This is a genomic window from Citrobacter sp. Cpo015, from assembly GCF_030333035.1.
Taxonomy (GTDB): Bacteria; Pseudomonadota; Gammaproteobacteria; order Enterobacterales; family Enterobacteriaceae; genus Citrobacter; species Citrobacter portucalensis.
The window spans coordinates 42435-61527 of sequence record NZ_JAOWGS010000031.1; the positions used below are offsets into that span (position 1 = coordinate 42435).

Sequence of the window (19093 nt, forward strand, 5' to 3'; positions counted from 1 at the left end):
TTAACGGCTTAACTGCCGAATATCGATCGGGAAGCCCCCGACAGCCGCACGGAGAGGCAGCGGCAAAATATAAGTATGCCCTCGTTTTGCCGTTGGCGGTTTTACCGCCCAACACCAATCAAACGAATTAAGTGTGGATACCGTCTTATGGAGCAAAACCCGCAGTCACAGCTGAAGCTTCTTGTCCAACGTGGTAAGGAGCAAGGCTATCTGACCTATGCCGAGGTCAATGACCATCTGCCGGAAGATATCGTCGATTCAGATCAAATCGAAGACATCATCCAAATGATCAATGACATGGGTATTCAGGTGATGGAAGAAGCACCTGATGCCGATGATCTGCTGCTTGCTGAAACCTCCAACAGCACCGATGAAGACGCGGAAGAAGCGGCTGCCCAGGTTCTGTCCAGCGTTGAGTCCGAAATCGGTCGTACGACTGACCCGGTCCGCATGTACATGCGTGAAATGGGTACCGTTGAACTGTTAACCCGCGAAGGCGAAATCGACATCGCTAAACGCATCGAAGACGGGATTAACCAGGTTCAATGCTCCGTTGCCGAATACCCGGAAGCTATCACCTACCTGCTTGAGCAGTACGATCGCGTAGAAGCTGAAGAAGCACGTCTTTCCGATCTGATCACTGGCTTTGTCGATCCAAATGCGGAAGAAGACATGGCGCCAACGGCGACCCACGTCGGTTCTGAACTCTCTCAGGAAGAGATGGATGACGATGAAGATGAAGATGAAGAAGATGGCGACGACGACAGCAGCGATGATGACAACAGCATCGACCCTGAGTTAGCGCGTGAAAAATTCGGTGAACTGCGTACTCAGTACGAAATCACTCGCGACACCATCAAAGCGAAAGGCCGCAGCCATGCTGCCGCGCAGGAAGAAATTCAGAAGCTGTCCGAAGTGTTCAAACAGTTCCGCCTGGTGCCGAAGCAGTTCGACTACCTGGTAAACAGCATGCGCGTCATGATGGACCGCGTGCGTACTCAGGAACGTCTGATCATGAAGCTCTGCGTTGAGCAGTGCAAAATGCCGAAGAAAAACTTCATCACCCTGTTTACTGGCAATGAAACCAGTGAAACCTGGTTCAACGCGGCAATCGCGATGAACAAACCGTGGTCTGAAAAACTGCACGACGTGGCAGATGACGTTCACCGCGGCCTGCAGAAACTGCAGCAGATTGAAGAAGAAACCGGCCTGACCATCGAGCAGGTTAAAGATATCAACCGTCGCATGTCCATCGGTGAAGCGAAAGCCCGCCGTGCGAAAAAAGAGATGGTTGAAGCGAACTTACGTCTGGTTATCTCTATCGCTAAAAAATACACCAACCGTGGCCTGCAGTTCCTGGATCTGATTCAGGAAGGTAACATCGGTCTGATGAAAGCGGTTGATAAGTTTGAATACCGTCGTGGTTACAAGTTCTCCACCTATGCAACCTGGTGGATCCGTCAGGCGATCACCCGTTCGATCGCGGATCAGGCGCGTACCATCCGTATCCCGGTACATATGATTGAGACTATCAACAAGCTCAACCGTATCTCCCGTCAGATGCTGCAAGAGATGGGCCGCGAGCCGACGCCAGAAGAACTGGCTGAGCGCATGCTGATGCCGGAAGACAAGATCCGTAAAGTGCTGAAAATCGCTAAAGAACCTATCTCCATGGAAACGCCGATCGGCGACGATGAAGATTCGCATCTGGGTGATTTCATCGAGGATACCACCCTCGAGCTGCCGCTGGACTCTGCGACCACCGAGAGCCTGCGTGCCGCAACGCACGACGTTCTGGCTGGCCTGACCGCCCGTGAAGCGAAAGTTCTGCGTATGCGTTTCGGTATCGATATGAACACCGACCACACGCTGGAAGAAGTGGGTAAACAGTTCGACGTTACCCGCGAACGTATCCGTCAGATCGAAGCGAAGGCGCTGCGTAAACTGCGCCACCCGAGCCGCTCTGAAGTACTGCGTAGCTTCCTCGACGATTAATCTCGCCGTATAAGTTCAAACGCCACCGCAAGGTGGCGTTTTTCTTTACATCCCGCGCATGACCAGCGCATCATCCAACTCGCGATACGCCTCCACCAGCTTATCCAGTGTAATCCGGCTCAATCCGCTGGGATTCGGCAATACCCAAATCTGCGTCGCGCCAATGGTCAGCGTCTGTTTTCCCCACTGCGCCCCACGCTGGCTAAGCCCCTGCTCAAATGCCTGCTTCCCAAGGATAGCGAGCGCGGCTGGCTGATACTCTTCTATTTTCTCAATAAGCAGACGACCGCCGCTACGCATCTCTTGTAGCTTCACTTCATTGGCTTGTACCGTTGGTCTGTCGACAAACTTAGTCACGCCGCAGCGGAAGTCCAGCAGGTGCTGTGCCTCTTCAGGTTTAAGCTGGCGATCGGTAAATCCCGCCTGATGGATAACCTTCCAGAAGCGATTAGCGGGGTGCGCAAAGGGGAATCCTGTACCTGCGGAAGAAAGCCCCGGATTGATGCCGCAAAACACCACCCGCAGCTCCGGTGCCAGTATGTCCTTAACCATAATTACTCCGAACAATACATCAGAGGAACCAGTATAACGGACTGAAAATACATTGTTTATAAAAACAGCATCCGTACGCTTATGTCTGGATTGCAACGCGGAGTTACTTTATAATCCACCGCCACGGCCCCTTAGCTCAGTGGTTAGAGCAGGCGACTCATAATCGCTTGGTCGCTGGTTCAAGTCCAGCAGGGGCCACCAAATTTTAGCTTTAAAATCATATAATTAAGCCACTCAAAAGAGTGGCTTTTTTGTTGTCTCGTTTTTAAGTGGCGATAAAATGGCGGTGGATTTTATACCGCCATTTTCCTGAGCGTATAAAAAAACCCGCACACGGCGGGCATTTAACGGAAATTTATCAGAGCCACAATGGCCGCTGACCACCGACAGTCGGGTGCGGCGGTGCCGGGTCGATAGCTCCTGGAGTAACAATAAAGCGCTCTATCGTTTCCATTGTCATAAACGTACAACTACAGTTGATGTTCTGGCATTGGTGGTAGCGCTCTTTTGTATTTTCTGTTAAATAGCGGCTTGTTCGTGCATGTGCGGCATGATGACACTTTGGACAATGAAACATAACCCACCCTACTATTCTCAATTCGTGAATCAATGATAAACATCAATTCACTTTTTGTGAATATATTTTATTCATCATCCGGTTCAGCACTGTACTCCACATCGGAGAGCTTAACCTCAAGCTCTAATCCCGTCGTGAATCCATTATTATTCAGATTGTGAGTTACCTTACTGATTAACCATGCCTGCTCATCTATGACACGCTTAAAGCCCGACACGCGCACCGGTGTCTCGGGGAATAAATCAGCCCGACCGAGCGCCAGTGTAATTGAAAACTCCGCAACGCCTCGCTGCAACTTATCCCACTTAGCCTGAGCTGCTCGCATCGCCTGAGCCTTTGAAGCGTAGACCGTCGTCAGCGCCAGCACGTTATCAGCCTCACCGGCCATATACTCACCCTCGCGCGCTTCCTGCTCTTTTTTGGCTTTTGTCTTTTTGCTGACCGGCTTTGCTTTCGGGTGTTCCAGTGCGCGCAGGTGCTTCTCTTTTGGTTTACGTTTCAGCGTTACCTTTTGCTTTTGCGGCTTAGGGTCTTTGGTGTGCAACCATTTTGCCGTTACGCCGGTATAAGCCCCACGGTCGGCAATGGCAAACTGATGACGGTCACCATCACTGCGGGTCAGTGTCATTTGTGGGACGGGTTTACCGCTGGCCGTCACTGCGCTACCGGCTTTCAGAAACAGCAATTTCCCCGCTTTCACTGATACTGCCGCCCCGTTGCGCTCAGCCAGTCTGGTCAAAAATACTGCGTCGGACTCCTGCGACTGGTCGATATGCGGTACCGGGATTTTTTTCAGCGAATCCGCGACGCTGGCCGTCAGTTTATTGCGTTTTGCGATGGCGCTGACCAGCTCACCGAGAGTGGTGTCGTGCCATGATTCCTCACGCCGTGAATTGAGTGTTCCGCGAAAATCTGCGCTACGCGCACGAATGGTCAGCGTATCAGGCGCGCCTCGGTGCTCAATCTCATCAACCGTGAAATCGCCCTTATTCAGAAGTGCCGAACCCTGCCAGCCAAGCCACAGCGTCAGCACCGCTCCGCGCAGTGGTAACTCGACTTTGCCGTCAGTATCGTCGAGCTCAATGTCTAGCTGGTCAGCTTCAAAACCCCGGTTGTCGGTCATAGTGAGAGAAATCAACCGGTCACTAAAATTGCTGGTAATGTCCTGGCTGTTCAGTGTCAGCATAAATGCCGGTGCAAGGCTTGCCCCGGCGTCAATGGTCATGCCCGTCATCATGCGGTCAGCCCTCCGAGCATACCCTGCAGCTTATCGGTCAGATTACCGGCAGAGCCAAGCAGTTCGCCAGCCTGCTTATTCAGGTCGCCAAACATCGCCGCCAGTGATTCGTCGACCCGTTTCAGCGAAAGTGTGAAATCAATCTTTCTGGCCGCGCCATCACTGAAAAACTCGGTGTGTGTAGTCGAGACTTTATCGACGATATACATCCCGAGAATATTGCCGGTACCCTCAATCAGCGGCCACGCTCTGCCCTCGTCGGCCATCAGTTCAACTGCCCTCAGTGATATACGGCCACCGGTAATGGCAGGGTAAAGCGTACCGGCAAGCTGAATGGAGGTTTCCCCCTCACCGAGAAACTGATACGCAGGAGGTTTACCGACCCGGTCATTAGATGCCCAGCGATAATCCTTCGAGAGTTGCATCGACTGATAAGGCAGGGTGCGGCGTTCAAACACAAACATTCCAAGCGCAAGCATCATTATTTATTCCTCCTCAGTCATGGCTCATACTGGCACGCTGACGCGCACGCTTTTCGCGCTCAATCTGTTCGAGCGTATCGCGTAGCTGTCGGTCAAGCTGATGCCCCGGCGCAACGCCACCCGGCAAAGTGATGTTGTATTCGCTTTTACTCTGGTCAATGTAAGAGCGTCCCGCCGGTGCGGTCACTGGCTGATAAGCCTGATAACCACCATATGTGCTGGTTGCCGGGATGTAGGAATTACCCTGTGTGGCGGCGTTGGTTTTGGCTGCGGTCTGGTCGAGGCTGTCCGACTCTTTGTTGATGATGCCGAGCTTTTCGAGAAGCCAGTCGACACCGCTGCGCAACTTGTTAAATACATTGAGCGGAGCCATCAAAGCAGAGGCCAGCGCCTGACCAAATATGACGCCGACATTTTTGCAGCTATCGAGCGTTTCCTGCGTGGCCTTGACCGGTGCTATCAGGTCTTTAAACCACTGCCAGACACCGCGCAGTTTCTCACCGAGACCGTCAAAAATGGGTGCCAGTGGAGCGAACATTTCCCCGACAGGGGTAAAGGCGCTCATGACCCCCTCAATCACCCCCGAGAAAAATGCGCTGATGGGCTCCCAATATTTACGAATGAGCAGCGCCCCGGCCACAATCGCCGCCCCCAATGCGACAATCGGCCAGGTAATCGCGCCGAGTGCGGTCACAATGGCACTACCGGTGACAGTAAATACCGTACCCAGCACGCCAGCAGCAGCGATAATGGCGTTAATCCCCATAACAACCGGCCACGCAACGAGACCAATACCGCCGATGATACCAATCAGAGCCAGTGCGCCACCGGCGATGATGCCGATGGTTGTCGCCAGCCCTTTGTTCTTCTGGATCCAGCCGTCGAGCTTTAACACGTATTGCGTGGCGGTTTGGGTGAGTTTACGCAGCGAGCCCTCTTGCTGGTCAAACAGGTCGGTACCGACTGCCTCATAAGCAGACTGGAACTCTTTAAAGTCGCCGCCGAGGTTATCCTGCATGACCTTAACCAGTTCCTCGGTTTTACCGTCCGAGGCTTTAAACGCTGCGGTGAGCCGGTCAAGTTTGCCGCTTGAGGCTGCTTCCATCAGTACCGCCGCCGCCGAGCTGGCCTCTTCGCCGAAAATGGTTTTCATGTACTCGCCGCGCTGGCTTGTCCCGAGGTTGTTTTTCTCAAAGCTGCGCTGCATTTCTTTCAGGATGGAGAATATCGGGCGCGTGTTCCCCTTGCTGTCGGACGTTTTGACGCCGAGCTCCTTAATGGCCTCAAACGCTTTTCCGGTGGGAGCCTGCAGGCGGCTGAGAATGGCGCGGCTACCCGTGCCCGCCATTGACCCGGTGATTTTGGCGTCGTGCAGCGCACCGACCATTGCGGCGGTTTGTTCGATGCTCACCCCGGCATTTTTTGCCACCGGCGCGGCATAGGTCAACGCGTCGCTCAGTCCGTCAAAATCGGCGGCGGTTTTGTTCATCGTCATCGAGAGAACGTCGCCAATGTGCGCAATCTTGTCGTTTGAAAGCTGAAATGCTGATTTCATCCCGGTCAGCAGCGCAGCGTTTTCCTCCATCGAGCGTCGGTTTGACAGTGCCATATTCAGTGTGACCGGCGTCGCCGCCTGAATAGCAGCAGCGTCACCGCCGCTTTTCGCAATGATGATTTGCGCGCTCGCTGCGTCATCTGCAGAGGCTGCAGTATTGTCGCCGAGCTGGCGAGCCTGTTTGCGTAACGCCTCCATTTCTGGCGACTGCTTATCGACCCCGAGCACAGCCTGCAGCTCGGAATTTTTCTGCGCAAAGTCATAACCGGGCATCAGCAATTTAACCCCGGCCATCGTTCCCGCTGTCGCAATACCCACCCCGGCAGCGCCTGCTGCGGCCATGTTACCGGCAAGCTCTTTACCTGATTTATATCGCTCTTTCACCCGGCTTAATTTCGCCTGCTGCGCACTGACGCGCGCCAGTGCCTCACGCTGGCGGTTAAGCTGCGCTGTTGTTTCGCTGATGGATGTTTTGAGACGACGTTCATCGGCAGACAGGGTGCGGGTATTGATACCGGCCTGCATCAGTTCGGAGCGCTGACGCTGTACCGATGTTCTCAGGCTGTTGTATTTCGTCTGCAGTTCAGAGGCAGCACGCTTTGCCGCTTCGAGTGCCTGCGCCTGCGCACGGGTCGGACTGGTGGTGTTTTTAAACTGCACGGCCAGTTCACCGGCTTCGCGTTTCGCTTTTTCAAGTGCCTGACCGGTTACGGCCAGTTGCGCGCTTGTCTTACGAAAGCCGTCGATTTTCGACGCCTGACCATTCAGGTCACGCAGCCCTTTTTGTGTGGTGCGAATATCACCCGACAGGGTTTTACTCGCGGTCTGGATAGATTTAAGCGGTCGGGTCGCCTGGTCGACCGCTTTCAGCAATACCTCAAGCCTCAGGTTATTACTCATTGTGATTTCCGCTACGCTGCAGCGCCTTTTCGCGCCATGTGATGAGCTCGGTCAGGCTCAGGGAATAGAGCTCTGATGGCGGCCAGTGGAATATCACTGCGATATCCGCCATCAGGTCATCGGTCGACAGGCCGGGCGGGAAATCTATTCCGCCGAAGCCGGTGACAAAAAACCAATCACCTTAGCGGCCAGCGACAGCATATCGGGCAGGTTCATCGCGGTGAGTTCCTGCGTGGTGAGTGCCGGATAGGTCATGCGGGGCAGCACCTTAATCAGCGCATCGACCTCGGACTGCGCCACCGCCGCCAGACTGACGCCACGCAGGGTACCTGCGTTCGGTTCAATCAGGGTGACCTTTTCAATCGTCTGACCGGCGCGCTTAATCGGCTTGTCGAGGGTCACGACGTTCGGGTTTACGGTGTCAATTTCATTGCCAGCCGTATCAACAAATTCAGGGGTTTTGCGTGGTGCTTTTGCCATGATGTCTTTCTCTGCTTTGAATAGGAGTAATAACCGGCCAGCGGTGCTGACCGGTCAGGGAATTACAGCAGCCCGATTGCGCGGCGGTGCTGCTCCAGACGGTCGACGCCGTTCACCTTCTCGACCATGTTGACGGTGTCGATTTCGATAATGTCGCTACCATCAATCGTGAGGCGGTAATAGGTGCAGACGGTCGACAGTTTGGTCGAGGTGTTTTCACCCTGCTTATTCTCGCCACCGTCGATTTCTTTATGACGGCCACGCATGACCACCTCGACAGCAACGATTTCGCCAGTGTCGTCACGCTGGTAAGAGCCAGCAAAACGCAGCGGCACGGCATCAGCACCCGGCGCGGCATACTGCGCCCACAGCGCCACATCGGGCAGGCCACCGACAGACCATTCGACGGTGAGCGCATCGTCGTCGAGGCCGAGGTCAATTGCCGCCGCACCATTCATACCGCCGCCGCGATAGTTTTCGAGCTTGCGGGTCAGCTTCGGCAGCGTCACGGATTCAACAACGCCCATATAGCTAAGGCCGTCATTGAACATGTTCAGATATTTAAGTTTGCGGGGTAGTGACATGTTGTTTCAGGCTCCTTAGCTGTTGACCGATTCGGCCAGATTCACCAGATATTTATCGGTGATACGCTGGCGCAGGGTCAGGCTTTCCAGTGGTGGAACCGGCGTATAGTCGTAGTCGATATACAGTTTCCCGGCCTTGAGGGTTTCCTTATCGTTCGATTCCTCGTCGAACCAGCATTCACCGTCCACGATGTAGCCGTTTGATTTCAGTTCGCGGAATTTGGCGTTAATGCCGTCGACAATGTCACGGATGAGCGTTGGCGTAATGGGCTTGTCGACCGCCCACATGTGCGCCTCAGCCATCGTGTCAGCCAGCACCTGTGCGGTGCGGGTGTAGTTCTCAAACAGGAATAGCGGGTCATCAGAGCAGGTGCGGTTACCCCAGAAGCGGAAACCATCCTTACGCACCAGTGTCGTGACCCCTGCCTCGTTGAGCAGGTCAGCATCGGTGCCGGATGCCTGTAAATCCCAGAATACCGAAGCGCTGATGCCGGTGACACCCTGCACGCCAACGTTAGACAGGGTTTTGTGCCAGCCGATGGTCTGGTCAATTTTGGCACGCAGACCGAGGGCGCGCGCGGTGGCGTATGCGGTCGTGGTCGAGTTTGCGACGGTGTCCCATGCGAGGAAGTCAGGCCAGATAACCATCAGCTCGCGCTGACTGAAATTCTCGCGATAGGCAATCGCTTCGGAAATGGTCTTACAGCCCCATGCGCTGACATAGCCAAATGCGCGCAGGCTGATACAGGCCGATGCAAGTGCGACTGCGACCTCTTTGGTATCGAGACCCGGCACACCGAGAATGCGCGGCTTAACGCCGGTGACCGCTTCGGCCGTCAACAGCGCTTTGATACCGGTGTATTTACCGTTCTCATCCGTACCGCCGATGATGTTAGAAATGGTCTGCTCTTCCGCGTCGTCTCCGGCACCTTCGGCAACGCGCACGACAACGGTGACGGGTTTTGACTGGTCGGCGATGGCCTGCAGGGAAGCAGACAGCGTGCCTTTTTTACCGGCTTTCGCAATGGCGCTCTGCACATTGGTAATCAGTACCGGCTCATTGAGGGGAAATGTCGCGGCATCCGCATCGCTGGCCGTGCAGACCATGCCGACGATTGCAGTCGCGACCGTAGAAATAACACGCGTACCGTCATTGATTTCGATGACCTGCGTGCCGTGGTGAAAATCACTCATCCGGTTAACTCCGTGGTTAGTGGGCGAGTGTATTTTCTGTTGTGCAGTAACGGCGGGCTATTTGTCGGCGTTGGTTAGCAGATGGCACATAAACAAATTAAGAAAAGACGGGCATCAGCCCGCCATTCTTTCAAAGGTTCCTATTCCGGCTTCTCTGGCCATTCCGGTTTTGCCGGATCAATCTTCGTCAGTTCGTAACGATATTTTTGCCATGCCGTCAGCCGGGGCCTGTCCGTGTCATCGATATAATCGCCAGCGAGCGCGTCTGCGAGTGGGATAATGACCGAATCAGCCTCCGCACGTAAAACGTTAATTTTCGCCTGCGCTATGACCCGCATCTCTGCGGCTGTCGGCGGTGGCATATCAACCCAGCCCGGCATTCCGTCTGCTCCGGCTGCGCGGGTTTTCCCGACAGGCGGTAGCGCGGTAAACTCATTAAACATCGCATCATCAACTTCAATAGCATCTGACAAATCCCAGTCGGCATCGTCATACAATGAGCGTTTAGATATCTCGAAAAACGCGTTATTTTTTGCTGAATAAATATAATTTTTCATCAGTACCCCAGGGCAAAATAAACGCCAGATGTGTAGTTAGCGGAGCCAGAAAATCGAGCAACAAACCTGTCACGTTGTAACGTTGAATTGTTGACGGAGACATACATCACGTTGCCTGTTCCAGGCTCATAATCAGCAATAGCAAAAACTCTCAGACATTTGTTTGGAAAAGGCGTTTGAAAAAGCGTTGTAATGTCCTGAATAGCAGTTGGAGCTGCGATCGCACCCCACTTCAGAATGAACATGCCAGTTCCGGTACTGGAATCCGGAAGTGCCTTTTCACCAGTCCCTGCAATCGTTGACGCGAACAAATCCATTCCAGGCAGTTGCCCATTCAGGCTCCCGACATCACGCGTAGCCGCCGACTTCAGGGACAAATACGCCCGCAGGCCCGCGTCATTTTTTCCTGACAGCCCGGTGAGTGTGGCATCAAGTGGTTGTTTACCTGCTAATTTATTAAGAACCGTTGTCGAAAAATTCGGGTCATTCCCCAACGCCTCAGCAAGCTCATTAAGGGTATCCAGTGCGGCTGGCGATGAGTCTACCAGGGATGATATTGCCGCTGAAATTACGGAAGGTACGCCAAGGTATTGCAGAATTTCAGTGTCACTGTGGTTAGCAAAATACGTCAACTGAGTTGACAGTGGTTGCTTTGCTGCAAGAGCTGTATCTAATCCAAGATTTTGGAGAAACTTCGCCACATCTTGAATATCCGCGCCGTTTTGGCTTTTCTGCATCGCGCCGGTGATACGTGCATCATCACCCGCCGCAACAGTATTGGCAGTTGTACCGGTGTTTTTCGTCGAGCTGTCACCAAGTTGCAGATTCTGGCGCGCCAGTGCTGGATTAGTTAAATCGGAGAGATTGCGTTCTTTAGCCAGCCGTGCATTCGCGTTATCCATCGCAATTTTTACGGCTTTCGGGGTTGCCGATTGTGTCTCGCGGTCATCCGTCACGCTGCTGTTAAGCTGCGTAAAACCTTTAGCGGTAGTGGTTGCATCTGGATGGTTGCGCGACTGTTCGTGGGCGCGTATGAGCCCGTCAGCGTAACTCTTCACCTCGATAACCTTATCGTCAACATACTGGCGCGTAGCAAGTACGACCGACGGGTCGATTTTCAGGGTAATAGCCGACGTGCTCGATACAATCAGAATCATGCGAATGGTCTGAGTGCGTCCGCTTCCCTCCTGCAGTTCCGGCTTGTAGGTCTCCGGGCAGTTCGCCACGGCAATAAGTACACCGGCATCATCATAGAGACCAATCTCGCGGATCCAGAAACCGCCCTCATTCTCGGGAATAATCTGTTCCGCGATAATCTGGCTGGTATTGGCCGGGTCAACGGTCAGCAGGTTCAGCGGCGCAATGCGTTTCTGGTTAATGAGCTTCGTCTGCGCCGGGTCAGGGGTCGGCAGCACACCATTAGCATCACCGACGGCCATCTGCGTCAGGTTGAGCTTGGTGCCGAGTGCCGCCGCGTTCGCCAGTCGCGCCGCGCCCTGATTGGTCAGAATGGCAAAATATTTTGCGGTCATGCGTTCACTCTCAGGTTATCAATCAAATGGATGGCCGAGGCCGGGTAATATTCACCGCCGACGACAATCTCCTCGGGGGTGTAGGGGTAAACGGTCAGCGCGTCGCCGTCGTAACATCCTGCGCCAACATACAGCTCACCGGTTGCACTCAGGCTGATAGCCAGCCCGGTCAGGTGGCGGCTTGCCGGTTTTGCGTCTTCAATCAGGCGCTCAAGTTCCTGATACATTTCGTCAGTGATACCACTGTCGAGCACGCCGACAACAAGGCGGAATGTGCCGGGCTCCTCGTCGAGCTGCCACCACTCGCGCACCTCAATCAGAAAACCGAGCGGTTCAACCACCCGACGCAATGCGCTGATGGTGCCTTTGTGCTGATGGACGAAAAACGAGGACGCGCAGACGCTGCGCTTTGTCGCCTCCGGCCATTTCTCATCCCACCTGTCGACCGACAGCGCCCACGCCAGATACGGCAGCAGCTTTACCGGGCAGGTGCGCCAGTTCCACAGGGTGCGCAGCGGTACCGGCACGCGCTGAATCTCAGAGAGCGCAGCAGCGGCGGCGACCTCCAGCGGCGACGAGCCAACGGGTAACAGCCGGTCACTCATCCGAGCCCCCGATAGTTATCTGGTACTCGGTACAGTTCGACGCCTGCGACTTACTCAGCACTATGTCGGCCTGCGGTGATGCCAGCTCGACACGCTGCACCCCCTCAACATGCAGCGCCGCATAAATGGCTGACAGACGGATATCACGCCCGAGGCGGTGCTGCGCGCTGATGTAGCTCTGCAGCTTCTGCTCTGATGCCTGCCTGATGGGTTCAGATTCGGGACCGGGGTAAACGTAGAGCGTCGCGTCAATCTGGTACGGCACAATCTCGGCTGACTGGACGGTCACCCTGTCAGCCACCGGGCGCACATCTTCGGCGTTCAGCGCCTTATCAACAATCGCCAGTAGTTCATGGCTGGCAGTGCCGTCACCCTCGCGGGATAGCACGGTAATCGTCACGCAGGCTGGCGACGGACTTGCGACCGAGACGTCAGCGACCCGCCCGTCGGCGCTGCGACCGTGATACTCATATGCGCCGACCGGACCCGCCACGCTCAATCCCTCAAACGCCTGTTGCGTGCGCAGTCGCAGGTCGGTATCAGATTCCATAACGGCAGGTGTCGGTGGAATGGTGGTGTCATCAGCAGGCGTAACGACAAGGCGCTCAACATTGAAATTCGCCCCGATATTATCGAGGTCACTGTCTATGGCATAAGCCAGCATGACTGCGCGCGCAGCCTCGTTGACACGCTGGCGCCAGATAACCTCACGGTAGGCGTTTTCCTGCAGCAGCTTAACAACTGGCTCAGACTCAAGCGCGAGCGTCCGGGCGACGGATTCCTGCTGGTCTTCTGGATAGAGCGAAATCAGCGTTGCAATGCGCTCCGCAAGGATAGTTTCATAGTCCAGTTCCTCGACCACATCGGGAACAGGTAGCAGACTCAGGTCAACAGTTGCCATAGTGGTTTAACTCAGTGAAACAGTGGTTGAAACTGACGCACCGGTATCGGTACGCATCCCGGTAATATCGACATACATTTCGCCAGTGTCGCCGCGCTCAAAACTGATGGATGTAAGCCTGATGCGTGGTTCCCACTTCTGGATCGCGGAATAGCACGCCACCATGATTTGCAGCCTGAGCGCCGGGGTTTGCGGCATATCAATCAACGCAGACAGGAGCGAGCCATATTCACGACGCATTACCCGCGAGCCGACCGGCGTCAGCAGAATGTCGCGCATGCTCTGGCTGATATGCTCACTGTCACGGATAGCGAGGCCGGAATTGCGGTTCATCCCCATATAGCGCGCCGTCACTTGGTGCCCTCCGTCCAGCTCCCACCCCGTTGCACGCCGCCGTGACCGTGGTCATCAACCTGCACACCGTTTGATTTCAACGTGCCGTCGGTATGTTCGATGTTTCCACGCATGGTGCCGCCTTTCTGCACCTCAAGCGTCGCCGTCGTCAGTTTGTTGGTGCAGACCACCTCCGGGGTGTCGAGGGTGATACGCTCTGCCGCTTTGACCAGCACCACCGGCACGGTGGCGGTGATGGACTCCGATGCCGTCACGTCGGCAGTCTTGATGCCGCTGACCGTCAGCGCACCGGTTTCCGGCTCATACTCCATAACCGCGCCATCAGGGAACAGCACATGCCACGCATCCGCCGAGGCAGACGGGGCGGGGTTATCGTCTGAGAAAATCCCCGGCAGAACGAAAGCGGTATCAAGCTCGCCACCAATCGCCAGCAGCAGTACCTGCTCACCGACCGAGGGAGCCCACCATGTACGCGAACGACCGGCGCGGGTAGTCAGCCAGTTCAGCCATGTAGTCTGGATCCCGCCGCTTTGTACGCGGCACAGCCCCTTCACAATATCGACCTCAGTCACCACACCTGAGCGGATGAGGTTGCGAATTGCGCGCGCGAGCTCCTGTAAAGTGGATAACGTATTCATAGCGCAAGGATGCCTCTGGTCTGGAGCCGCGCCAATTCGCGCGGCTCCGGTGATGGCTCACACAATATTTATTTGCCGAGGTGACTGAGAATGACGTCTTCAATCATCTGCTCATCGTCGCGGGTGAAACCGAGCAACGGGCGCGCCTCGTACTGCACATCGCGGCTGTTGCGGTTTGGCCGGTCTTTGAGGCCATACTGATGCACCTGCGCCATGCGCTGCACTTTGCCGGTAAATTCCACCACCGCCGCACTGTCGCTGCCTTTGGCTTTCATAAAGCGACTGGTGCGCAGTCTGGTGAACATTTCGCGCTTAATGCGGCCTTTCTTGCTCCGCACCGGCTGGCGCTTTCGCGCGGCATACGGGGTGCCGTCGGGTGCCTGCTGCCGCTTAATACGCTGTTGCTGACTGGCGCGCAGCTTTTTCGCAATCTCAGCCGCCATTTGACGACGCGCCGCCGGTGACAGGCTGGCAATCAGACCGGCAAGGCGCTCCTGCAGTGCGGTTAACTCACTCATCCCACTTACTCACCAGCTCACCGTTAACGTACAGCTCGACCGGGCGCGTCACGGGTTCAGGCAGCGACGGCTCCGGCGCATAGCTGACGTGCAGTGCGCCGTCGACTTCTTTGACGAGCGTGCGCTCGGTGAGTCTCAGGCTGATACTGATATCGAGCGAATCGTCGTTATTGATATCAATCATCCAGGTGAATCCTTTCTCCCTCCCGGCGTCGGTGGTCATAATGTCCGGCTGATGCTCACGCAGCCACGCCTGCACCGGCACAAATATCAAGTCGAGGTCGCCGGTGAAGTCAGTCACCACCACGTTAAGCACGTACACCTTTTCAAACGACAGCGAGCTCGCCAGTCGGGAATCGGTATGGCCGTTGTCGGCAAACAGGCGCAGCATATCGGGGTTATTTCGGAGCTGCGGCACGGCGTTAATCAGCGCTTTGCGCAGGCTTTTGTGCTTTTGCATCGAGTTCATCCTGACAGTGTTTGACGGTTTTGACCTGCAGCGCACAGGCAGTCAGCGCGCCCTCAAGACGGCGAATATCCGCGCTCAGGTCACCATTTGTTTTCGGGTCACTTCCCGGCATCGGGCAAAGGCTCACCTTCGGGCATCCGTTGACCACAATCACCGGCGCTGGCGCAGGCTTGGCGGGTGTGCAACCGACGCACAACATCAGGCAGAGCAGCGTTATACCAGCGGCGAAAGGCTTCATTTTCATTAAGTAACCTCGTTATCGTCTGCTCACGGCGGCTGGCTTCTGCACTTGCCTTTGCGAGCTGCTCGCGCAGTGCCACCTGCGCGGATTCATTACGTCGGGCGAGCTGACCGGCAACACTGAGCTGATTTTTCAGCATGCCAATCGTCGTCTTTTGCTCGCTCGCGACACGGTTTGCCGTCTCAAAGGAGCGGGATAAATTGCCGTTCTCATGGCGCAACCACAGCAACCCGAGCACGGCCAGCACAAGCAGCGTTATCAGGACTTTCATGCCATCACCCCGCCAGCCGTGCGCCATACAGTGACCAGCTTTTCGAGACTGTGCTCGCGCTGGCCGTAACCGGCACCCGGTAATGACGCCCATATATTGCGGCAACGGGAAACAGCACGCTCAATACGCCCCGCCCGGATATCGTCAATGGCACCGCGTTCCCGGATTAACTGGATCGCGAGCTTGTCCTGCGACAGTGGGCTGAAATCAGGCAATGAGAGCTGTTTTTTATAGTGCGGCCAGAACAGATAAAGCTGCTGATAACGCCCCGATGCCGTGGATTTCTCGCCACGGCGATTAAACACTTTCGGTGGTCGGCCATGTGCGAAAGGGTGGTCGCTGTAATCGGTGAAAATCTCTGGCTTACCATCAAGGCCGGTGACAATGACGTCATAGCCACGGTTTTTCGTCAGCGGATGGTTCGCCGTTCCTTCGGAGTACGCCAGCATGTCCAGAAAGGCGGCGATATTCTGGTGAGTATTAATGACCGGCATCGTCTTCCCCTTTCTGTGACTTAAAGCGGCGCTGTATGGCGATTTCCACCACCTGATAACCGGCAATACCGAGCATGGATCCAATCCCGCACACGGCAGGCAGTGACATATCAGGAAACTGCACCAGAACAACACCGGCGACCATCGAAACGAAACCGCCGAGCAGCATGCGTCCGACAAACAGGCGCGGGGTGATGGGCTCACCACCTGCCAGCACTTTCCCGACAACAATCATCACGCCAATCACAAACAGTGACAGGACGCCTTTTTCCCCTTCTGTCATGGTTTACTCCCAAAGATTGATAGTGTTAGTTACTGGTGAAGACGGCACATCGGGCAGGTCAATCTCGGTACCATGCGGCAGAATGACTCCCAGCTCAGACAGACCCGGATTAGCCTGCAGCACCGTCTCGAGCACGCCCTCAGTGCGCCCGTAATACCTGGCGCAAATCGCATCGAGGGTGTCGCCCTGCATTGCCCTGACTTTCATCAGAGCTGACCCACTATGCAGCGCGGCTTGTCCTGCAGACGCGCAACTGACCAGCGCATATCCCGCCACAGGTCATCAATGGTGGTTTCCACACTGTCGGCTTTTTTGTCACCCTTGCCGGTGGCCTCAACGCCGCGATAACGCTCATACAGGGTGGCGGTCGCCATCGCCGTCACGGCGCTGAGGTAGTGGAAAACGCGCACATTCTCGCCGTCGATTTCCTCGGCAGGCACGTCGGCCAGTTGCTTAAACCCGGCGGCAGTCTGGCGCAGCCGGTAGTCGTAAAGCTCCGCATTGGTCTCGGCCATGCCGGTCTTGATGGCATTGCGCAGGCGCGCATCGGAAACCGTCTGCTCAAGGCGCATCAGTTCGCGCACGCGCTTCGGATCCACATCAGGGAAAAAGAACGTGTTTTTAATCACTGCACCGCCCGTCTCCGGTGCGGGAATCACCACGCCCGGTACGTCCTGCGGTTCATCGGGCTGGTTCAGTATCACTGTCGTCATGACAACCTCATCAGGTTGGGCGGTGGACGCCGGTCGCCGTCAGGTCTTTGCCTGCTTTGACCGGCGTGCCGCCCGGCTCGGGGAGCGTTCAGTTAACCGGCGGTTTTGCCGCCTTTGGTGGACGCCCGCGCTTTGCTGCCGGTTTGCTGGCAGGTTTGCGCGTGCGCGGTTTAGTCGTTTTACGGGGTGCGGCCTCTGGCTTTGGCTTCAATGCCCGTTCCAGTCGCTCAATCTCCTTGCGCACACCGGCATTGCGGTCGAGCTGCATCGCGCGCTGAAACTGCGCCAGCGCCTCGGCATTCATACCGGCATCACGCAGGGTCAGGCCAGTCACCTTATGCAGACGGGCACGCACCATATCGGGAACGTCAGCGCCGTCGGTCAGATCGATAGTGGTCTGCAGCCAGGAAAGGTCGACAGACTCACCGGCATCGCGCAGACGCTGCGCGGCAAGCGCCACTTCCTCAACCAGCATGTAAGGTGTTGTGCGGCGATGGTCAGAGGTGAGGCCGTATTTCAGCGCGTAGGGGGCAATTTCCAGCGCGCCAGCGATATCACCGGCATCGAGACGCCACAGCATGACGGTCATGACAATGTCATCCTGCGCACCACGGCCATCAGCCAGCACACCGGCGACCCACGGCGCATAGAACGGCAGCAGCTCGCGCTTTTTCTCGGCTTTACGTTCGTTTGAACGGATGTTTTTTAACGTGCGGCGGTCATCGGCCAGCTTAACCAGCATCTGCTCATAGGCGGTTGCATGGCGCAGCGGGGCTTGCTCCCGCTGCGCGGCTTGAGAGGCCGAGACCCGCATCATGTGACGCTGTGCGGGACTCGTCATGGTTTAGGCTCCGCTTTCCGGTGCTGCAGGTGCGGTGAAATCGCCCAGGGTGATGTTTTCCAGCAGGCACCCGGCGGCATACGCCTCGACCACATAGTCGATATTCATCGACTCGTAGTTTTCCACACGGTCTTTTTTCGGGTTTTCATCAATGCTGCGGCGGTGGCTCTCATCCATGAAATAGATAGAGAGGTTTTCCAGCGTGGTCACTAACACGGCATTCGCCGGGAAGTACGGCACACGCACAGCAGGCAGGTTGCCGATTCGCTTCTGGCTGATGATGATATCTGCCGCGAGCGCCTCGCTGTTTTCCTGCGGCTTGTTCACCAGCGGGAAATATTTGTCGGCCAGCAGCTTACGGCCAACGATGGCAACGAGTTTCGGGTCATCCTGATAAACCTCGTCAATCAGGTTGTTGGTCGCATCCATCACCAACGCGTCGAGGTTCTCATAGTCACCGTTTCGACCGACACGAATCACTGCTGAAACGACCTTACCGTCAGCGTCGGTGATGTTGCTCATCACGCGCGTCTGGGCTTCATTACGGTATTTCTGCAGCCAGCCGACGGCCACATCCTGCAGCATCGGATTTTTGGTGCGGTCAGAGGTGGCGGCGCGGGTGGTACCGTTAAAACCGGCCATGATGAAATCGAGCGCCTGACGCTTGACGATGGCGTCACGGATACGGCGCTGGAAGTCCTGAAAACGCGCCCACAGGTCGAGGGTTTTATATTTCAGGTGGAAGTCAAAGTTAATCTGGTCGCACTCGTACTTGTTGGACTCAAGCGCGGTAAAGTCTGCGGTCTTACGCTCATCATCACCCGAGGTGTCGGTCGTGCTGGCGATAGTACCGGTCACACCGACGCCGATTTTCTCACCCTTCATTTCTGCGACCGGCAGGATATTAATCGTCTGCAGAAACGCGGATGACTCCTGCACTTTGTTCATCAGCGTTTGCGTGACGGACGGCTCGACGGTGAATTTTTTACTGACATCATCAGTGCTGATGCCGTTCAGCTCAGCGACGCGGGTCAGATAGGCATTGAACTTAAAACGGGTTTCCGGGCGCATAGTATTTCCTGTTTGAAATTATCGGTTAGTCACTGCATCGGGCGGGGTT

At 55.7% G+C, this 19093-nt stretch carries 26 protein-coding genes and 1 tRNA gene; 2 read left to right on the forward strand and 25 right to left on the reverse strand.

The annotated features are described in order from the left end of the window. The first annotated feature begins 147 nt into the window (after positions 1–147). Entirely contained in the window at positions 148–1995 is a 1848-nt protein-coding gene (rpoD, locus tag OGY67_RS11215) for an RNA polymerase sigma factor RpoD (protein ID WP_003024699.1), read from the forward strand. Between the two features lie 45 nt (positions 1996–2040). Here rpoD and mug read toward each other — a convergent pair whose 3' ends face one another. Continuing rightward, complete coding sequence (gene mug, locus OGY67_RS11220) at positions 2041–2547, reverse strand: G/U mismatch-specific DNA glycosylase (protein ID WP_008785849.1); 507 nt, start codon at positions 2545–2547, stop codon at positions 2041–2043. Positions 2548–2672: 125 nt separating this feature from the next. On the opposite strand from mug, the gene OGY67_RS11225 reads away from it, so the two are divergent. Further along, positions 2673–2748: transfer RNA gene (locus tag OGY67_RS11225), tRNA-Ile, on the forward strand. 157 nt (positions 2749–2905) lie between these two features. On the opposite strand, the gene OGY67_RS11230 is transcribed toward OGY67_RS11225, so the two are convergent. The 24 genes from OGY67_RS11230 to OGY67_RS11345 all read right to left on the reverse strand — a co-directional run bounded on the left by OGY67_RS11230 (position 2906) and on the right by OGY67_RS11345 (position 19044). Continuing rightward, entirely contained in the window at positions 2906–3124 is a 219-nt protein-coding gene (locus OGY67_RS11230) for a DNA-binding transcriptional regulator (protein ID WP_023135249.1), read from the reverse strand. 67 nt (positions 3125–3191) lie between these two features. Further along, on the reverse strand, positions 3192–4361 hold the full coding sequence (locus OGY67_RS11235) for a phage late control D family protein (RefSeq protein WP_023135250.1): 1170 nt from the start codon (positions 4359–4361) through the stop codon (positions 3192–3194). Beyond that, positions 4358–4843 (reverse strand): phage tail protein, encoded by a 486-nt coding sequence (locus OGY67_RS11240; RefSeq protein ID WP_023135251.1) that lies wholly within the window; start codon positions 4841–4843, stop codon positions 4358–4360. Before OGY67_RS11240 ends, OGY67_RS11235 begins: the two co-directional genes overlap by 4 nt. Positions 4844–4856: 13 nt before the next feature. Continuing rightward, the gene (locus OGY67_RS11245) at positions 4857–7298 is read right to left on the reverse strand and encodes a phage tail tape measure protein (protein WP_286573962.1); all 2442 of its coding nucleotides are present in this window, start codon (positions 7296–7298) and stop codon (positions 4857–4859) included. Beyond that, positions 7291–7428, reverse strand: coding sequence for a GpE family phage tail protein (locus OGY67_RS11250; protein WP_032159022.1), 138 nt, complete (start codon positions 7426–7428; stop codon positions 7291–7293). The genes OGY67_RS11245 and OGY67_RS11250 overlap by 8 nt, the downstream gene beginning before the upstream one ends. Positions 7429–7442: 14 nt before the next feature. Next, positions 7443–7778, reverse strand: a complete 336-nt coding sequence (locus tag OGY67_RS11255; RefSeq protein ID WP_052946300.1) for a phage tail assembly protein — start codon at positions 7776–7778, stop codon at positions 7443–7445. Positions 7779–7840: 62 nt separating this feature from the next. Further along, positions 7841–8362 (reverse strand): phage major tail tube protein, encoded by a 522-nt coding sequence (locus OGY67_RS11260; protein WP_286573963.1) that lies wholly within the window; start codon positions 8360–8362, stop codon positions 7841–7843. A gap of 15 nt (positions 8363–8377) precedes the next feature. Next, complete coding sequence (locus tag OGY67_RS11265) at positions 8378–9556, reverse strand: phage tail sheath protein (RefSeq protein ID WP_286573964.1); 1179 nt, start codon at positions 9554–9556, stop codon at positions 8378–8380. A 140-nt stretch (positions 9557–9696) separates the two neighbouring features. Then, a complete protein-coding gene (locus OGY67_RS11270; protein ID WP_286573965.1) occupies positions 9697–10113 on the reverse strand; it encodes a tail fiber assembly protein in 417 nt (138 codons plus the stop codon). Beyond that, positions 10113–11645 (reverse strand): phage tail protein, encoded by a 1533-nt coding sequence (locus OGY67_RS11275; protein WP_286573966.1) that lies wholly within the window; start codon positions 11643–11645, stop codon positions 10113–10115. The genes OGY67_RS11270 and OGY67_RS11275 overlap by 1 nt, the downstream gene beginning before the upstream one ends. After that, positions 11642–12250, reverse strand: coding sequence for a phage tail protein I (locus OGY67_RS11280; protein ID WP_105597109.1), 609 nt, complete (start codon positions 12248–12250; stop codon positions 11642–11644). The genes OGY67_RS11275 and OGY67_RS11280 overlap by 4 nt, the downstream gene beginning before the upstream one ends. Continuing rightward, positions 12243–13151, reverse strand: coding sequence for a baseplate assembly protein (locus tag OGY67_RS11285; protein WP_286573967.1), 909 nt, complete (start codon positions 13149–13151; stop codon positions 12243–12245). Before OGY67_RS11285 ends, OGY67_RS11280 begins: the two co-directional genes overlap by 8 nt. Positions 13152–13157: 6 nt before the next feature. Then, a complete protein-coding gene (locus OGY67_RS11290) occupies positions 13158–13505 on the reverse strand; it encodes a GPW/gp25 family protein (RefSeq protein ID WP_023135260.1) in 348 nt (115 codons plus the stop codon). Continuing rightward, a complete protein-coding gene (locus tag OGY67_RS11295; RefSeq protein WP_023136327.1) occupies positions 13502–14143 on the reverse strand; it encodes a phage baseplate assembly protein V in 642 nt (213 codons plus the stop codon). Before OGY67_RS11295 ends, OGY67_RS11290 begins: the two co-directional genes overlap by 4 nt. 68 nt (positions 14144–14211) lie before the next feature. After that, positions 14212–14661, reverse strand: a complete 450-nt coding sequence (locus tag OGY67_RS11300) for a phage virion morphogenesis protein (protein ID WP_057517716.1) — start codon at positions 14659–14661, stop codon at positions 14212–14214. Next, positions 14654–15121 carry a phage tail protein gene (locus tag OGY67_RS11305; protein WP_023136325.1) on the reverse strand — a complete coding sequence of 156 codons (468 nt, stop codon included), beginning with the start codon at positions 15119–15121 and terminating at the stop codon, positions 14654–14656. The genes OGY67_RS11300 and OGY67_RS11305 overlap by 8 nt, the downstream gene beginning before the upstream one ends. Then, a complete protein-coding gene (gene lysC / locus OGY67_RS11310; protein WP_286573968.1) occupies positions 15084–15329 on the reverse strand; it encodes an Rz1-like lysis system protein LysC in 246 nt (81 codons plus the stop codon). The genes OGY67_RS11305 and lysC overlap by 38 nt, the downstream gene beginning before the upstream one ends. Beyond that, a complete protein-coding gene (gene lysB / locus OGY67_RS11315) occupies positions 15229–15642 on the reverse strand; it encodes an Rz-like lysis system protein LysB (protein WP_286573969.1) in 414 nt (137 codons plus the stop codon). The genes lysC and lysB overlap by 101 nt, the downstream gene beginning before the upstream one ends. Beyond that, positions 15639–16136 (reverse strand): glycoside hydrolase family 24 protein, encoded by a 498-nt coding sequence (locus OGY67_RS11320; protein WP_286573970.1) that lies wholly within the window; start codon positions 16134–16136, stop codon positions 15639–15641. Before OGY67_RS11320 ends, lysB begins: the two co-directional genes overlap by 4 nt. Continuing rightward, entirely contained in the window at positions 16123–16419 is a 297-nt protein-coding gene (locus OGY67_RS11325; protein ID WP_023135264.1) for a phage holin family protein, read from the reverse strand. The genes OGY67_RS11320 and OGY67_RS11325 overlap by 14 nt, the downstream gene beginning before the upstream one ends. Positions 16420–16422: 3 nt before the next feature. Further along, a complete protein-coding gene (locus OGY67_RS11330) occupies positions 16423–16626 on the reverse strand; it encodes a tail protein X (protein WP_286573971.1) in 204 nt (67 codons plus the stop codon). Continuing rightward, on the reverse strand, positions 16626–17132 hold the full coding sequence (locus OGY67_RS11335; protein WP_000214253.1) for a head completion/stabilization protein: 507 nt from the start codon (positions 17130–17132) through the stop codon (positions 16626–16628). The genes OGY67_RS11330 and OGY67_RS11335 overlap by 1 nt, the downstream gene beginning before the upstream one ends. Before the next feature lie 88 nt (positions 17133–17220). Next, a complete protein-coding gene (locus OGY67_RS11340) occupies positions 17221–17973 on the reverse strand; it encodes a phage terminase small subunit (RefSeq protein WP_111987011.1) in 753 nt (250 codons plus the stop codon). A gap of 3 nt (positions 17974–17976) precedes the next feature. Next, positions 17977–19044, reverse strand: a complete 1068-nt coding sequence (locus OGY67_RS11345) for a phage major capsid protein, P2 family (RefSeq protein ID WP_218451668.1) — start codon at positions 19042–19044, stop codon at positions 17977–17979. Positions 19045–19093: the final 49 nt, after the last annotated feature.

Bases quoted from the DNA above. Each gene is read 5' to 3' on its own strand.
- rpoD (WP_003024699.1), top strand. From the start codon at position 148: ATGGAGCAAAACCCGCAGTCACAGCTGAAGCTTCTTGTCCAACGTGGT.
- mug (WP_008785849.1), bottom strand. From the start codon at position 2,547: ATGGTTAAGGACATACTGGCACCGGAGCTGCGGGTGGTGTTTTGCGGC.
- OGY67_RS11230 (WP_023135249.1), bottom strand. From the start codon at position 3,124: ATGTTTCATTGTCCAAAGTGTCATCATGCCGCACATGCACGAACAAGC.
- OGY67_RS11235 (WP_023135250.1), bottom strand. From the start codon at position 4,361: ATGATGACGGGCATGACCATTGACGCCGGGGCAAGCCTTGCACCGGCA.
- OGY67_RS11240 (WP_023135251.1), bottom strand. From the start codon at position 4,843: ATGATGCTTGCGCTTGGAATGTTTGTGTTTGAACGCCGCACCCTGCCT.
- OGY67_RS11245 (WP_286573962.1), bottom strand. From the start codon at position 7,298: ATGAGTAATAACCTGAGGCTTGAGGTATTGCTGAAAGCGGTCGACCAG.
- OGY67_RS11255 (WP_052946300.1), bottom strand. From the start codon at position 7,778: ATGGCAAAAGCACCACGCAAAACCCCTGAATTTGTTGATACGGCTGGC.
- OGY67_RS11260 (WP_286573963.1), bottom strand. From the start codon at position 8,362: ATGTCACTACCCCGCAAACTTAAATATCTGAACATGTTCAATGACGGC.
- OGY67_RS11265 (WP_286573964.1), bottom strand. From the start codon at position 9,556: ATGAGTGATTTTCACCACGGCACGCAGGTCATCGAAATCAATGACGGT.
- OGY67_RS11270 (WP_286573965.1), bottom strand. From the start codon at position 10,113: ATGAAAAATTATATTTATTCAGCAAAAAATAACGCGTTTTTCGAGATA.
- OGY67_RS11275 (WP_286573966.1), bottom strand. From the start codon at position 11,645: ATGACCGCAAAATATTTTGCCATTCTGACCAATCAGGGCGCGGCGCGA.
- OGY67_RS11280 (WP_105597109.1), bottom strand. From the start codon at position 12,250: ATGAGTGACCGGCTGTTACCCGTTGGCTCGTCGCCGCTGGAGGTCGCC.
- OGY67_RS11285 (WP_286573967.1), bottom strand. From the start codon at position 13,151: ATGGCAACTGTTGACCTGAGTCTGCTACCTGTTCCCGATGTGGTCGAG.
- OGY67_RS11295 (WP_023136327.1), bottom strand. From the start codon at position 14,143: ATGAATACGTTATCCACTTTACAGGAGCTCGCGCGCGCAATTCGCAAC.
- OGY67_RS11300 (WP_057517716.1), bottom strand. From the start codon at position 14,661: ATGAGTGAGTTAACCGCACTGCAGGAGCGCCTTGCCGGTCTGATTGCC.
- OGY67_RS11305 (WP_023136325.1), bottom strand. From the start codon at position 15,121: ATGCAAAAGCACAAAAGCCTGCGCAAAGCGCTGATTAACGCCGTGCCG.
- lysC (WP_286573968.1), bottom strand. From the start codon at position 15,329: ATGTTGTGCGTCGGTTGCACACCCGCCAAGCCTGCGCCAGCGCCGGTG.
- lysB (WP_286573969.1), bottom strand. From the start codon at position 15,642: ATGAAAGTCCTGATAACGCTGCTTGTGCTGGCCGTGCTCGGGTTGCTG.
- OGY67_RS11320 (WP_286573970.1), bottom strand. From the start codon at position 16,136: ATGCCGGTCATTAATACTCACCAGAATATCGCCGCCTTTCTGGACATG.
- OGY67_RS11325 (WP_023135264.1), bottom strand. From the start codon at position 16,419: ATGACAGAAGGGGAAAAAGGCGTCCTGTCACTGTTTGTGATTGGCGTG.
- OGY67_RS11330 (WP_286573971.1), bottom strand. From the start codon at position 16,626: ATGAAAGTCAGGGCAATGCAGGGCGACACCCTCGATGCGATTTGCGCC.
- OGY67_RS11335 (WP_000214253.1), bottom strand. From the start codon at position 17,132: ATGACGACAGTGATACTGAACCAGCCCGATGAACCGCAGGACGTACCG.
- OGY67_RS11340 (WP_111987011.1), bottom strand. From the start codon at position 17,973: ATGACGAGTCCCGCACAGCGTCACATGATGCGGGTCTCGGCCTCTCAA.
- OGY67_RS11345 (WP_218451668.1), bottom strand. From the start codon at position 19,044: ATGCGCCCGGAAACCCGTTTTAAGTTCAATGCCTATCTGACCCGCGTC.